Genomic DNA, 14,444 nt, shown 5'->3' on the forward strand with positions numbered 1-14,444 from the left:
AGAGTTCAGATTTCTCAAGATCCACGCTCGGGCGGCCGAAAACTCTTCCTAAGCCTCCTTCCCCGACGCATTTCCCGTCGATTTCGGCACTTCCCCGGCGCCGTGCGACGATCACACGGCGTCTTGCGACCAACCTACCGAGCCTTGCGACCATGACCGCCTCCGATCGCACCATCGATTCACCTCGAAAAACGGCCATCACCCGCGTTCTGCCGGCCCGCTGGGCGACCGCGTCCCTCGCTCCGCTGCTGATCGCGTTGACCACCGGGTGCTCGACGCTCCCCTCGGCACGCGGACTGGACCTGATGAACCCCGCCGCGAGCCTGCTGTCCCCCGGATCGGCGAAAAACACATCGCCCTACCAAATGCTCGACGGCACCGCGCCGGCGACGGCGCTGTCGGGTCATGCCGGGCTGACCGAGGAGGCCTATCACAAAATCCGTGAAGCCAAAGCACAAAACGCGATCGTGCTGCAAGTCGCCGAAGACGAACAGCCCGTCCGTGTGCTGCCGCTGCCGCCGGGCCAAAAGAGCGTCTTTGTCAGTGAACTGCTGACCCAAACCGGCGTGCTCAAAAAGCTCGGCAACGTCCAGGCAACCCTCTACCGCCCCTCACCGGATTCGATTTCCGGGGTGCGGATGGAGATCCAATTTGCCGACGACGGGACCGTCGACCCCACGACCGACTACGGATTGCGGCCCGGCGACCGGGTTCAGATCCAAAAGAAGACGACGACCGCCATCGAGAGCCTGGTCAACATGGCCCTGCGTCGCTAGTGCAGCTCAATTTCCGGGTAGTGGACGAGGCGACGAGTCCTCTGATTGAGGATGCCGCGGAAAAGCCTGGTCAACATGGCCCTGCCTCGCTAGTGCAGCTCAATTTCCGGGTAGTGGACGAGGCGACGAGTCCTCTGATTGAGGATGCCGCGGAAAAGGGGTCAGGTACCGTCAAACGAGCCGCTGACAAAGCTCTCGTGCGGACGAGGTGAACCACTGGAAGTCGGCTGTGGTGCTACGATAATATGAAGGCAATCCGCCGCGTTGTCTTTGCCCCACCCCTCCGTGCGATCCCGATCGGGTTGCTGGCGAGCCGTCCATGTCTGATATCGTCCATTGCCCGAAGTGCCATTCCGCCGTCACGGTCGGTGCGGCCCATGCCGGCAGACGCGTGCAATGCCCCAGTTGCCTGAAGGAGTTCCTCGCCCCGTCTTCACTCGGTGGAGCCGGATCGAGCGCGGAGGATGAGGACTGGTTGTCGCTGGCCGATCCAGAGGAACTCACCGCGACACCCACCGCATCCAAATCCGGATCACCAGCGGCCGCGCCACCAGATATCGACGACGACGACGACGATCTGTTCGGCGAGAATCCGTTCGTTGACGTCTCCGATGACGATGGCCTGGAGAGCGAATCGGATCCGGCAGACCTGTTCGCTGGACTGCCATCACTGGACGAACTGCCTGGCTTCGCGGCTGGTCCCGCAGCCGGCCCGACGACCAGTCCGGCGGCGGCCAAGCCGACCCCGACACCCGAAGCGGCCCCAACGATCGACCCGAACGAAGAGTTTCGGGTGACCTGCCCGATCTGTGGCAGCATGCTGTCGGCCAAAGCCAAGCAGACCGGAAAGACGATCAAGTGCGGGGACTGCTACAGCGAAGTCCGCGTCCCCAAGCCGCCGAGAAAGAAGACCAAGCCGCAGCGTGACGACAACGCCGAGACGTTTCAATTTATCGAAACGGGCGCAACCGGGCGGCCGGAGGATCCCTTCAAGAAAAGCGCCGACGAACTGCTCCGCGAGGCCGCTCGGGAGCCCGACGAGAAGCGGTCCGAACCGGCGTTCGACGCACCCAGCACCATCGGATGGTTCAAAACCGTCTTCGGGATCTTCGTCGACCCTGGAGTCATCAGCCATTTTTTAGGACTCTCGATCCTGCTGGCGATTCCCGCGGCCCTGACGGTCGCAGTGCCGGTCTTTGCGTTGGGCATGTTTCCGCTGGGATTACTCGGGATCACCCTGACGGTGTCCTGTGGATTCGCGATCCTTTTCGGCGTTGCCAACGAACATGACCGCATCGAAGACTGGCCCACGCTCGACCCGACCGCCTGGTTTGAATCGCTGTGGCTGGTCGTTGCGGCGACCGCGATCGCCGTGGGACCGGCCTACGTCATCGCCACGGTGTTTGGCGCCGACCCGGTGGTCAAGCTGGGTCTGGTGATGTTCTCGATCTATGCCGCGTTTCCGATCATCTTGCTTTCGATGCTGGACGAGCAATCGATCACGTCGCCCTTTTCCGCCGACATCAGCAAGAGCATCACGCGGTGCCAGGAAGAGTGGGGCGCGTTCTACTTTTCGACCGGACTCCTGTTTGCCGCCCTGTTCGGCTACTTCGTGATGTGCTCCCTCTCGCCGGCCAGCATCGCGATCGGCGTGATCCTGTCGATCGGCGTGGTGTTCATGTACTTCGCCATCCTGGGGCGACTGGCGCTGGCGATCGGTGAAGTCGTCGACCTGACGGCCTTGGACACCGAGGACGACGAAGAAGAAGATTAGTCGGCAACAAAGTGGCGTAAGCTTCCAGCTTGCGTTCTCGGTTTCACTTGTGAAACGCAAGCTGGAAGCTTACGCCACCCTTTAATGTTTTGTACTTAGGCGTTGCTGCCGTAGGGCCGCGTGCTGATGACACCTTCGGCGGGACTTGATGCGGTCCCATAAAGTCGCTTGGGAATGCGGCCGGCCCGATAGGCGTGACGACCTGCGATCGCGGCGTGCTTCATCGCCTTGGCCATCAGAACCGGGTCGCGGGCGTGGGCGATCGCGGTATTCAACAGCACCGCGTCCCCGCCGAGTTCGAACGCCTGGCTGACGTCGCTCGCGGTGCCGACTCCGGCGTCGATGATCACCGGGTAATCCGGATCGTCTTCCTTGAGATATTCCAGGATGATTCGCAGGTTGTTGGGGTTGAGCAATCCCTGTCCGCTGCCGATCGGGCTGCCGGCGGGCATCACACTGGCCGCGCCCGCCTCTTTGAGTCGCCGCGCGGTGACGGGGCAATCGCTGGTGTAACAGAGGACTTGGAATCCGTCGGCGGCCAGTTCGCGACACGCCGCCACCGTCTCGGCGGGATCGGGCAACAAGGTCTTGCTATCGCCGAGGACTTCGAGCTTCACCCAATCCGCACCGGGGTTGCCGAGCGTTTTGAGGATTTCGCGACCCAGTTTGGCGGCGCGAATGGCATCCGCGGCGGTGTAGCAACCGGCGGTATTGGGCAGCAAGGTGTAACGATCCAGATCGATGAAATCCAGGATATTCTTGCCGCCGCGGTCGTAAAGCCGTTCGCGGCGGACGGCCACAGTGACGCAATCGGATCCGGACGCATCGAGCGAGTCACGCATCTGCTCCATCGTGTCGTAACGCCCGGTGCCGACGATCAGCCGGCTGGCCAGGGTGTGAGAGCCCACGACGAGCGGTGCGTCATCGGTCTCGGCGGAAGCGTTGGATGTAGATGCGATGGACAATGGATTATCCGCCTCCGACCAGGGTTACGACTTCGACGTCGTCGCCGTCACGAACGATCGTGTCGGCATACGTTTCACGTGGGACCACGTCCGCGTTGATCTCGACGGCCAAGTAGTTCGGCGGCACATCGACGGTGTCGAGCAGTTGCTCGACACTCATTTCCGAATCGATTTCGACGCGTCGGCCGTTGACGGTGATAGAGATCATCGGTTGGACTCAGTCATTGTCGTCGTCAAAGGCCGCGTCAAAGGCGCGGGTGCTGGGCGAGAAATCCAGCTTTTTGGTGAACTGGCAGGCTTCGGCGGCGCCGAACTCGCGTTCCATTCCACTGTCTTCCCACTCGATCGACAGCGGTCCGTTGTACCCGATGTCGTTGAGCGCGCGAATGATTTCTTCGAAGTTCACCCCGCCGCGTCCTGGGCTGCGGAAGTCCCACCCGCGTCGTGGGTCACCGAAATTCAGATGGCTGCAGTTGATCCCGCTCGTTCCGTCCAAGGTCACGATCGCATCCTTGATGTGCACGTGGTAGATCCGATCGGGGAAACGACGCAGGAACTTGACCGGATCGACGCCCTGCCAAATCAGGTGGCTGGGGTCAAAGTTGAACCCGAATTCGGGCCGGTGGTCGAGAGCTTCGAGCGCTCGCTCGGCGGTGTAGATATCGAAAGCGATTTCGGTCGGGTGGACTTCCAGCGCGAACCGCACGCCGCATTCGCCGAACACGTCCAGGATCGGATTGAATCGCTCGGCCAGCAGATCGAACCCGGCATCGATCATGCTCGGCGGAACCGGGGGAAAGGAGTACAGCAGGTGCCAAATGCTGCTGCCGGTGAAGCCGTTGACGACTTCGACGCCGAATTTCTGGGCCGCCCGTGCGGTGTTCTTCAGTTCTTCGATCGCCCGGGTGTTGACCCCATCGGGATCACCGTCGCCCCAAACATATTCCGGCAAGATCGCTTGGTGGCGTTGGTCGATCAGATCCAAGACGGCTTGGCCGACCAGGTGGGCGCTGATCGCATGGCATTGCAGCCCGGCGTCGTCGAGCGCCTGGCGTTTCTTGTCGCAGTAATCGTCCTCCGCGATCGCCTTGTCGACCTCAAAATGATCGCCCCAGCATGCCAGTTCGATGCCGTCATAGCCGAATCCGCTCGTTTTTTGGACCATGTCGGTGAACGGAAGGTCTGCCCATTGACCGGTAAACAGGGTGACAGGACGCGACATGAAGCTCTCCAGAGGGAAACGGGATGGTCGGAATAATGAAAAGATGAAATTGGAAGAAATGCAATCCGATGCTTCCAGGGGTATTTTGCGCACCCGCTGCTAAAACCTGCAACAACCCTGAAAACCCTGCGAGAACCCCCAAATCGCGATTCCCGGTCAAAATGGTGGTCATCGGACCCAATTTGGGTGCCCCGGTCACCGAGAGAGTTTCGATTCAAAGCGGATCGAGCCCACGCCGAGTCCATTGAGCGTTACCATCCTTGGCCTAGAATAAGATGGCTGAAACTCCCGCAAGGCGATTTCTGACCCGTGTGCATTTCTGACCCGCGCGTTTGGCCCGGCTCCTCCTTTTTCTGTAAGACTCGAAATGGCTCATAAAAACGGCAAGACTGCTTCGGCTCCCCACCCCACCGGTTCCACCACCGCAGAAGCTGTCGCCAATCGACTCCGCCAATCGCTGCTCCATCAGCGGGAAGAGCTGGAGGTCGATAAACTGTTCCGAGCCCTCGTCAAGCTGGAAGGCAGCGACTTGCACCTCAAGGTCGGCCAGCCGCCAATGGTCCGCGTCGGCGGGTCGCTCAAACCACTCAACCGCGGCCCGATCGACTCCGAAGAGATGGTCGACCTGTTGCTGCCGATGATGGACGAGCGGAACCTGCTGATCTTCGAAGAAGAAGGCGGTGCCGACTTTGCCTACCTGATGATGGTCGACGGCGTGCGGTGGCGTTTCCGTGTCAACATGCTCAAGTCGCTGGGGAATATCGGCCTGGTCGCCCGGCGGATCAATAACTTCATCCCCGACTTTCGCGGGCTGTACCTGCCCGATTCGATCGAAGGCCTGTGCCACTACGAACAGGGCATGGTGCTGCTGGCCGGGGTGACCGGTAGCGGCAAAAGCACGACGATCGGATCGATGCTCAACTACATCAATTCGATCTACCGTAAACACATTCTGACCCTCGAAGACCCGATCGAATTTATCTTCACCGAAGACAAGTGCCTGATCAACCAGCGGGAAATGGGACAGGACGTCAAGGATTTCAGCATCGGGATGAAGCATGCGGTGCGGGAAGACCCCGACATCATCTTGGTCGGGGAACTTCGTGACGAAGAGACCTTCATGACGGCGATTCACGCCGCCGAAACCGGTCACCTGGTGTTCGGGACCATCCACGCGGCGAGTGCGTCGACGACGATCGGCCGGATTTTGGACCTGTTTCCCGAAGAAATGCACAACGCCATTCGCAGCGCCATCGCGTTCAACATGAAAGGCATCGTCGCCCAAAAACTACTCAAAAGCATCAAACCCGGCGTCTCGCGGGTTCCCACCTGCGAAGTGATGACGTTCAACCCGACGATCCGAAAACTTGTCCTGGAAGGCAAGGACGAGAAACTGCCCGACGCGATTCGCATCGGTGCCGATGACGGAATGCAAGACTTCACCATGAGTCTGAAAGGCCTGATCGATGACGAATTGATCGATCGCCCCACCGCCTTCGCCGTCGCGCCGAACAAAGACGCGCTGAAAATGGCTCTCAAGGGCATCGATGTGAAAGCCCCCGGTATCTTGTAAGCTCTTGCGGCGACCACTTCCTTTGCCAACTCAACTCATCTGCTCTTGCCCGTAATTGATGGCCGAACAACCCCCACCACAGCTCTGGCAATCCGTTGCCCCCGTCGAATTCTCGCCCAAGCTCAGCGACAACACGAAAGTCCAGGCACTGCTGATCAGCACCCGCCAGGGTGCCGGTTATGAAGTCGCCGCCGGGCAGATCTCCCACGCGATTCAGTCGCGTGCCACGCAGGTCTTGCTCGACTTCACGGCCGCCGGCTGCGCGATGCGGTACCTGATCGACGGCCTGTGGGAACAGTTGCCGGCACTCGATCGCGAAACCGGCGACGGCATGTTGTTCGCGCTCAAGCAACTGTGCCTGCTCAACCCCGCCGATCGACGGAGTGCCCAGTCGGGATCGGTCGCGGTCAAACTCAAGAAAGAAAAGTTCGACCTGGTGATGCAGTCCCAAGGTGTGCCCACGGGCGAACGCGTCCTGGTTCGCCTGGATTCGCTGCAGATCCCCTTCGAGACGCTCAGCGATCTCGGCATGCGGGACAAAATGGTCACCGCCTTGAAACAGCACCTCAATGACGAAGCAGACATCGTGCTGCTGACCGCTCCGAAAACCGAAGGCCTGACGACGACCTGGAACGTCGCAATCAACGCCGCCGACCGCTTCTTGCGAGATTTCCAGTCGTTCGAAGACCAGGCCCGACCGGAGCCTGAAATCATCAACATCAACGCCAATCTTTACGGCGGCAGCACGGGCCTGACGCCCTACGAAGCGGTCCGCAAGGCGATCCTCAAAGAACCCGACGTCTTTCTGTTCCCCGGAACCGTCGATGCCGAATCCTTCCAACTGGCGCTCGACCAAGTCAGCAAAGCGGAAAAGAAAATCATCACACGGATGGTCGCCGGCGGGGCGGTCGAGGGCCTGGTGCGTTTGATCGCCCAATACCCCGATCAACGCGCCGTGATCGCACAAAAGGTTTCCTGCGTGCTCGGCCAACGTCTCGTCCGCCGACTTTGCGATAACTGCAAGGTCGGATTCCAGCCGCCGCCTCAACTGTTGCAACAACTCGGCATTCCGCCGGGACGCGTCACGCTGTTGTACCAGCCCTTCATTCCGCCGCCGATCGAACAACAGGTCGATGAGAACGGTCGCCCCGCGCCGATCACGCCGTGCCACAAATGCCAGGGCCGCGGCTACCTGGGACGCATCGCCATTTTCGAACTGCTCACGCCCGGTCCGCAGCTGCGCGACGCATTGACCAAAACCCAGGACGTCGCACGGCTGGCGGGGATCGCCAAATCCGAAGGCTTCCACGGCGTGCAAACCGAAGCGGTGCTGACCATCGCCCGCGGTCTGACCGGTTTGGACGAACTGAAACGCGCCTTCGCCAAGAAAGCGTAACCGTAGGGTAAGCATCCTGCTTGCCAATCGAAGGCGCTGGCGGAAGCGGCGCGTGCCGCCCGGTCTCTGCCTCCACCGAAGCGGTGACCAGGCATGCCTCGCGAGCTCGGCAATCGCAAGCTGAAAGCTTACGCCACTTTAGATCACGCCTTCAAACAGCGCCGACCCGATCCGCACCATTGTCGCCCCCGCGGCAATGGCTTCGCGAAAGTCTCCGCTCATCCCCATCGACAACTCCGGCAACTCGTAACCACCGGATTCGACCAGCCGATCACGCAGCTCCGCAACGCTGCGAAACTGGCCCGCCGCCTCCGCCGATTCCGTTCCCCATCCCGCCATCGCCATCAATCCCACGACCCGCACCGCGGTGAGTCCGGGAATCTTCAACAGCTGACCGACCGCCTCGGGCGAAAGACCGGTCTTGCTCTCATCGCCGCTGATGTTGACTTCCAACAAGACCTCGGCGACGCGTTGCTGACGACTCGCTTCCTGGTCGATCGCGCGCAACAACCGCTCGCTGTCGACCGAATGGATCAGCGGATCAAAGCGGAGCATCCGCCGGAGTTTGTTGGTTTGGACATGACCGATCATGTGCCAGCGCAAGTTGCGTTGGGGGTCAGCGGAAACGGCCGGGGCGATCGCTGCGGCTTTCTGCCACAACACTTGCGGACGGCTCTCGCCCAGGTCACTGCAGCCGGCGTCAAAGAGCATTTCTGTCGTGGCGGCGTCGACATACTTCGAAACGCCGATCACGCGGACCGAACCGGGGTCCCGACCCGCCGCGTCGGCGGCGTGACGAACCTCGTCGTTGACGGCCATCCAATTGCGACGGATCCGTTGGGCGGTCTCATGGGGCTGCGACATCGCGTTCATTGCGTCAACTGGGATTGTCTTCCACCGTGATCAAGTCTTCGTAGGACTCTTCCTTGGCATCGAATCGGGCACAATAAAAGTCCGCGATCAATTGTTTGCCCATGAACGTTCGTGGCCCCGACGCTGCCATCGAACGGTACACAATCCACTGGGCCTTTCCCATCTGAATCCGATACGCCGCGGCGGTACGCTGCGGGATCAGTTTCAATTGCTCGGCAACGGTCAGCTGTCGCCACGTTCGTTTCATCGAAAAGCGGTCCCGAGAAACGTCCACCCACAGGGGCACAAACAACTGACCGTGCCCCTGTGACGCGAGCAACAGGTGTCGATCTTCGGTCTCCCGCAGCCGCGTCGGTGAAAGCGAATTTTTCCATTCCGCTGCCGACAATGGCAACACCAACGCGCGTCGACGATGGTCGCCAAGAAACAACTCCGTCGTCTCCGCTTCGGTCTCTACAGCGATTCCATCGGCCAGCGGGAAACGGATCTGATAGTCGATCAACGGCAGAGAGACCGATGCCGCGTCGTTGCTCCCCCCCTGGTCACGGTCGTGCCGCGCGTCGGCGGCGCGACGCAACTCTTCATGAAACTGTCCCCGAACGATCGCGTCGGCAAAGAAACAACAGCGATCTTCACGCAGGACCATAAACTGCCGCTGCAAGATATAACCGGCCTCGTGCAGTTGCTCCATTTCCAGATAGTGGACATCGTCATCGGTGTACTCGCAGGTCGACACCCAGTCGCCCAGGGGTTCAAGCGGCTGACCGTCGATCGCGATGGTCGTTTCGCAGCGACCACTGATCAGGGTCGATTTGCCCGCGATCCATTCCAGTCGCGACTGGCGATCGGCGTACTCGACCACCGTTCGCCCGCGCCGCACGTCCCATTCGGGAAGCAGGCAGACGACCTTGGCCTCTTCGTCGTGCAACATCGCTTCCGGCAAACTGACCTGCCACGCCAGTCGTCCCTTTGTCTGCCCTGTTCCCAAAGCGGCCTTGATGGCGGGCTGCAACGTTTCCGGATCCAGTTCGGCGGCGGAGATCAAAAGCCCGTGTTTCCCCAAGTCATCCTGAACGTCTCGCTCGCTCAAACTTGAGAACGCCTGGACACCGCCGCGGCCGGTCAACGCCGCAACCCACGTGGTCAATTCGATTGCGATCTCGTCGATCGCTTTTTCAAAGGCCGAGCAGCCGATCGACGTTTTGGACTTTGACTTGCGGTCTTTTTGCTTCGTCTTTTTCACCGGCTTGGGCGGTGGGACGAACCGCAGCAGACGACGCAATCGCAACAAGGAAGCCAACGCGAGCCGGCACTGGTGTGGCTGGGCGAGCACGGCGGAAACGGAAAGATCATCTTGCTCACACCACTTCTTGAGCGCCTCGATGCTGCTGCCGGCCAACCGACGGCACGAGGGCAACGCGGCGAGACGATGCGAAAGTGTCAGCCCGATCTCGGCAACACCGATCAAAACGGCTGGATCAGTCGGATCACATTGAAGCAGGCCGTCACGATAATCTTGAATCGTCCCCAACAGGCTCCACCAGTCGGCTTCCTCAAGGTGCTGCAACAATCCCGGCATCGCCGCCGACCAAACCAAGACGTTCCAGACCTCGCTCAACTCGGCCGGGCTGCGGATCAATGACTCTTGAAAACGTCGCACCATCACGTCCGGCTCGATCGTGCGAAATCGCTTGCCACTGGTGCTCGCGCCGGTCGCCGTCCGGGTCAACCATTGGGTTTGGATGTCGCAGGGCGTTTGCAACGCGGTCGCCGCCCCCCAACGATAAATCGTTCCCCGCCACACCGCGTCGCCAAAGACCACGTCGATCGGTTGCTTCTCTTGATCGGCGAGGATCCGTTTGCGCAACGTCGTCCACTGCGCCGACGTCAGAGGGGATTCCTCGAGCACCACCGCGTCAGTTCCGGCAGTCGATGCAGCGACCGCCGCAACGGCCTGCGGTGAGGATTCGCTCGGGTCAGGCATTTCAGGTTGTCGACGCTTTCGGGGCATTGGAGGCTGGATTCGGGCAGGTCAAAAGGCGAAGATGGAAGACAGACAGCAGCGCGACAAAAATGGCACCGGCAGATCGGACGCTACCTTACTCGCCATGCTCGACTCTTGCACCCACTGGTCTTGTACCTACTGTTCACGCGTCCCATCGCATCCCAATTCAATCTCTCCAGCGGCCTTTATGAATAAACGAATCCGACTCGGTTTAGCCTGTTCGCTACTCGGGCTGTTGATCCCGTTGGTCGGTTGCGGCAAATCGGCACCGCAAGCTGGCACCGATACTGCGACGGAAAACGCGTCCGAACCTCTCGTTGCGTCGCATTCGACGACGGTCGACGAACCCGAAACTCAAGCCTCCGATCCGGCCGTCCCCCCGGTTGATCCGAAACCTGAAACGCCCAAGCCCTCTGACCTCGTCGCGACGCCTGACGAGAGGGAGTCCGGCTCAGGCCGGCCGCTGCCGTCACCGCCGGACATGTCCCCGGACCAGAACAACGCGAACGCCCAAACAACGACTGCCGACGCCGGCCCGGAACCTGCCGCTCCCGAGGATGACCTTCCCCAATGGGAACCCGAGGGGCCGACCGCCGAAGAAATCGCGCGGAAAGCCTTTCAGCCGCCGCCGGGTGCGAAACAGCTGAGCGCGACCGGTCGGCTGTGGATTGATCCCAAACGTCAGCGTGTGATCATCGATGGCTACGTGGCGCTCAAACGCGGTGCACTGGAAATGTTTGCCTGCCCGGTCGGGACGAAAGAGCATGAGTCGATCGTTGCGGCGTTGGCGCGATCGCGTGAAGTGCATGCCGCCCTGCTGGCGGTCGACGCGACCCCGGGAACCCCGGTGCGATTTCGGCCAGAATTTGCCCCGCCGACCGGCCAGGTGATCCGGGTCTGGGTCTGCTGGTACGACGCCAACGATGAATTCCACGTCGTGGATGCCCGAGAGTGGGTTCAGGATTTACAGACGGAAAAGGCGATGACGGCCGAATGGGTGTTTGCCGGCAGCGGGTTCTGGCAGGACGAAGAAACCAAACAAGAACACTACATGGCCGACTCCGGCGACATGATCTGTGTCTCGAACTTTTCCAGCGCGATGCTGGATGTTGCGATCCCCAGCAGTGCCGACGCCGACTCGCTGAGATTTGTCCCGTTCGAAACTAAAATCCCCGATCGCGACACCCCGGTGCGTCTGTTTTTGGTTCCGATGCCCAATCCGGCGGACGCGCCGTCACCATCAAATCCGGCCGATCAAGTCGAATTACCGTCCGCGAGGGATGTCCCGCGGGCCCAGTGATCGGATCGACGACATTTGACCGGAAAACAGGCCGCCAGCGGTAAAAATAGGCGGAAATGCACAACCGGCATGGCCCCAATATCCATGGTGTCCGGGGGGGCTGATCCCAAGTCATCTGACGATTCCGGAGATGAGATGAAAAGTGCAACGTAGTGTTCGATGACGAAAACCGCCCGGTCTGGGCGATTCCAACCGTCGGAGCACAACACCATGCACGCGTTGAAACAGAAACTCTCTCGAACGTTCGGCCCGGACAGCCTGATTTTCGGATCGGCGGTCCTTTTCCTCGTCTTCATGCACCAGATGGCGTTCGAGGATCGTTTCGTCCTGATTCTGTATTATCTGGCGGCCGTCGGATCCGCCTATGCGCTGGTCCGTCGTCGCGCCTTGGGTCTGGCCAGCGCGATTGTCGCCGTGGTCACCGCGACGATGTTCGCCCAGCTCTACTACGCGGCCGAACCGACGACCTGGAGTCCGATCTTTGACGCGGTCCGGGACATGGCCGCCCTGGGAGCGGTGCTGTTTCTCACCGTCCGCGTGTTGATGGCCAGCTATCGGCTGCAACGCGAAGAAAAACAGCGGGCGTTGGAAAACCAAATCCAGGAACAACTCGTCGCGATGCGTGCCCAGGCACTCCGACAAACCTCCCATGAAGTCCGCACGCCGCTGTCCACCATCACGGCCATCAGCGAAACCTTGCTCGACGGAAGCACCGGCGAGCTGAACGAATCGCAACGTGAGTTTGTGCAGGACATCGATGACTCCGCTCAGCATCTGCTGGCGTTGGTCAACGACATTTTGGATTACGCCAAAGCCGAAGCAGGCATGATCCGTTTGGCACCGCAACCGGTCGCGTTGGCCGAATTGGTGTCCCAGTGCGTGTCGATGGTCAGCGTACGGGCGAAAGACGAAGAGATTTCGATCACCGCTCAAGTCGACGTGGAGTTAAACGAAGTGATCGCTGACCCGTTGCGACTGCGACAAATCCTGTTGAACCTGCTCTCCAATGCGATCAAGTACAACTCCAGCGGCGGCAACGTGATCGTGCAGATCCGCCCCGACGAAAAGAACATGTTCCGCATCAGCGTGCGAGACACCGGCCGCGGCATCGCTCCAGAACACATGGAGCATTTATTTGAGCCCTATTATCAAGCCGCCATCGCCGACCAAGGCATCGGCACCGGACTCGGTTTGGCGATCATCAAGCACCTGACCGAACTGCACGGCGGAACCATCGACGTCGAAAGCGTCGTCGACACCGGAACCATGTTCACGATCCGTTTGCCGCGTGAAGCAGAAATGTGCGACGAACCGGCCGGCGAACGAACGCTGCGTCCCGAAGACGCGGTGTTGAATCTTGATCTCGCCGGCGTCTAAGCCATTTCGCAATCACCACTTGCCGCGAATCACAACTTGAACCAGCACGGGAATAGATAGGTTGATCATGATCGAACGCAACGAATTGAACAAAGGATTCGCTGAAGGGTTCGCGGAATCGTTTTCACAAGCGGCCGTCGATGCCCAAGGCAAAATGCGAATCCTGGTCGCCGACGGGAACGCCACGATTCGCAAGTTGTTGCGGATGGGGCTGGCCGGAGAATCCTACGAGATTATCGAAGCCACCAACGGGCCCGACGCTTACGCCTGCGCCACCGCCACACCGGAACCACACGCGATCCTGCTGGACGCCGGCCTGGGCGGAGGAATGGACGGATTGAAGGTTTGTCGCGAATTAAAAAGCGACATGCAATACCGCACCATTCCGATCGTCATGTTGACGACCACCGGTTCGAACGAAGAAATCAACGAGGCGGTCGAGGCCGGCGCCGACGAGTTCCTGAGCAAACCCATCAACCGCGGCGAATTAAAAGTTCGCTTGCGATCGATCACGCGGCTTCACAAAGGCAATGCGGAATTGATCGGAGCCGAAAGCGTCGCCCTGTCACTGGCCCGTGCCGTCGCCAGCAAAGACGGATACAGCAGCGGCCATGTCGAGCAAGCGGCCAACTTCGCCGTCGCGTTCGGGAAAGCCATCGGCCTCGACGCAGCGGAATTGAAGATGCTTCGCTACGGAGCCATCCTGCACAACGTCGGAAAGATCGCGATCCCCGATTCGATTTTGGAAAAGACGGGCCCGCTCACTCCGCGCGAGCGCGCCCTGTTCCACCAGCACCCGCGAGTGGGCTGTGACATCTGCGCGCCGCTGAAACCATTGGTCCCCGTGCTACCGATCATCCGACACCACAAAGAACACTTCGATGGCACGGGCTATCCGGACGGTTTACGCGGCAACGAGATTCCGCTCAAGGCTCAAATCGTCGGCATCGTCGATGTCTATAGCGCACTGACCAATGATCGCCCCTTTCGACGCGCCAAGTCGCAAGCCGAAGCGGTCGAGATTCTGCAACATCGCGCCAAGCAAGGAATTCACGACCCCGAACTGGTCAACAAGTTTTGCGAAATGATTCAAGACGAAGCCCCCGAAGACGCCCCGGATGCTGTGACCGACTCCGCTCCCTCGCAACTCGCCACTCCCACCCTTTAACTTCTGGCCTGCCGA

12 protein-coding genes are annotated in these 14,444 nt (G+C 60.4%); 7 read left to right on the plus strand and 5 right to left on the minus strand.

Going from position 1 to position 14,444, the window contains the following annotated elements; all coding sequences use genetic code 11:
* The first annotated feature begins 152 nt into the window (after positions 1–152).
* A complete protein-coding gene (locus TBK1r_RS32035; RefSeq protein WP_145219517.1) occupies positions 153–776 on the plus strand; it encodes a hypothetical protein in 624 nt (207 codons plus the stop codon).
* Between the two features lie 319 nt (positions 777–1,095).
* Positions 1,096–2,550: a BRcat domain-containing protein gene (locus TBK1r_RS32040; RefSeq protein ID WP_145219519.1), complete on the plus strand. Its 1,455-nt coding sequence runs from the start codon at positions 1,096–1,098 to the stop codon at positions 2,548–2,550.
* A gap of 95 nt (positions 2,551–2,645) precedes the next feature.
* Here the strand turns inward: TBK1r_RS32040 and TBK1r_RS32045 are convergent, their stop codons facing one another.
* The 3 genes from TBK1r_RS32045 to TBK1r_RS32055 are packed head-to-tail and all read right to left on the minus strand — an operon-like array spanning position 2,646 to position 4,737.
* Entirely contained in the window at positions 2,646–3,515 is an 870-nt protein-coding gene (locus TBK1r_RS32045) for a thiazole synthase (protein WP_419580599.1), read from the minus strand.
* Between the two features lie 4 nt (positions 3,516–3,519).
* The gene (gene thiS, locus TBK1r_RS32050; RefSeq protein ID WP_095738006.1) at positions 3,520–3,723 is read right to left on the minus strand and encodes a sulfur carrier protein ThiS; all 204 of its coding nucleotides are present in this window, start codon (positions 3,721–3,723) and stop codon (positions 3,520–3,522) included.
* 9 nt (positions 3,724–3,732) lie between these two features.
* Positions 3,733–4,737, minus strand: coding sequence for a sugar phosphate isomerase/epimerase family protein (locus TBK1r_RS32055; protein ID WP_145219521.1), 1,005 nt, complete (start codon positions 4,735–4,737; stop codon positions 3,733–3,735).
* Between the two features lie 367 nt (positions 4,738–5,104).
* Here TBK1r_RS32055 and TBK1r_RS32060 point away from each other — a divergent pair, with 367 nt between their 5' ends.
* Positions 5,105–6,310 carry a type IV pilus twitching motility protein PilT gene (locus TBK1r_RS32060; RefSeq protein ID WP_095738008.1) on the plus strand — a complete coding sequence of 402 codons (1,206 nt, stop codon included), beginning with the start codon at positions 5,105–5,107 and terminating at the stop codon, positions 6,308–6,310.
* A 58-nt stretch (positions 6,311–6,368) separates the two neighbouring features.
* Positions 6,369–7,706: an ATPase, T2SS/T4P/T4SS family gene (locus TBK1r_RS32065; RefSeq protein WP_145219523.1), complete on the plus strand. Its 1,338-nt coding sequence runs from the start codon at positions 6,369–6,371 to the stop codon at positions 7,704–7,706.
* A gap of 138 nt (positions 7,707–7,844) precedes the next feature.
* Here TBK1r_RS32065 and TBK1r_RS32070 read toward each other — a convergent pair whose 3' ends face one another.
* Positions 7,845–8,579, minus strand: coding sequence for a YggS family pyridoxal phosphate-dependent enzyme (locus TBK1r_RS32070; protein ID WP_419580600.1), 735 nt, complete (start codon positions 8,577–8,579; stop codon positions 7,845–7,847).
* Between the two features lie 4 nt (positions 8,580–8,583).
* Entirely contained in the window at positions 8,584–10,563 is a 1,980-nt protein-coding gene (locus TBK1r_RS32075) for a hypothetical protein (protein ID WP_145219525.1), read from the minus strand.
* A 208-nt stretch (positions 10,564–10,771) separates the two neighbouring features.
* Between TBK1r_RS32075 and TBK1r_RS32080 the strand changes: the two genes are divergently transcribed.
* From TBK1r_RS32080 to TBK1r_RS32090, 3 genes are all read left to right on the plus strand, one after another.
* Positions 10,772–11,884: a YdjY domain-containing protein gene (locus TBK1r_RS32080; RefSeq protein ID WP_145219527.1), complete on the plus strand. Its 1,113-nt coding sequence runs from the start codon at positions 10,772–10,774 to the stop codon at positions 11,882–11,884.
* A gap of 210 nt (positions 11,885–12,094) precedes the next feature.
* Positions 12,095–13,261, plus strand: coding sequence for a sensor histidine kinase (locus TBK1r_RS32085; RefSeq protein ID WP_419580601.1), 1,167 nt, complete (start codon positions 12,095–12,097; stop codon positions 13,259–13,261).
* A 67-nt stretch (positions 13,262–13,328) separates the two neighbouring features.
* The gene (locus TBK1r_RS32090) at positions 13,329–14,429 is read left to right on the plus strand and encodes an HD domain-containing phosphohydrolase (RefSeq protein ID WP_145219531.1); all 1,101 of its coding nucleotides are present in this window, start codon (positions 13,329–13,331) and stop codon (positions 14,427–14,429) included.
* The last annotated feature ends 15 nt before the right edge of the window (positions 14,430–14,444 follow it).

Origin of the sequence: Stieleria magnilauensis (genome assembly GCA_007753675.1) — a bacterium.
Lineage (GTDB): Bacteria > Planctomycetota > Planctomycetia > Pirellulales > Pirellulaceae > Stieleria > Stieleria magnilauensis.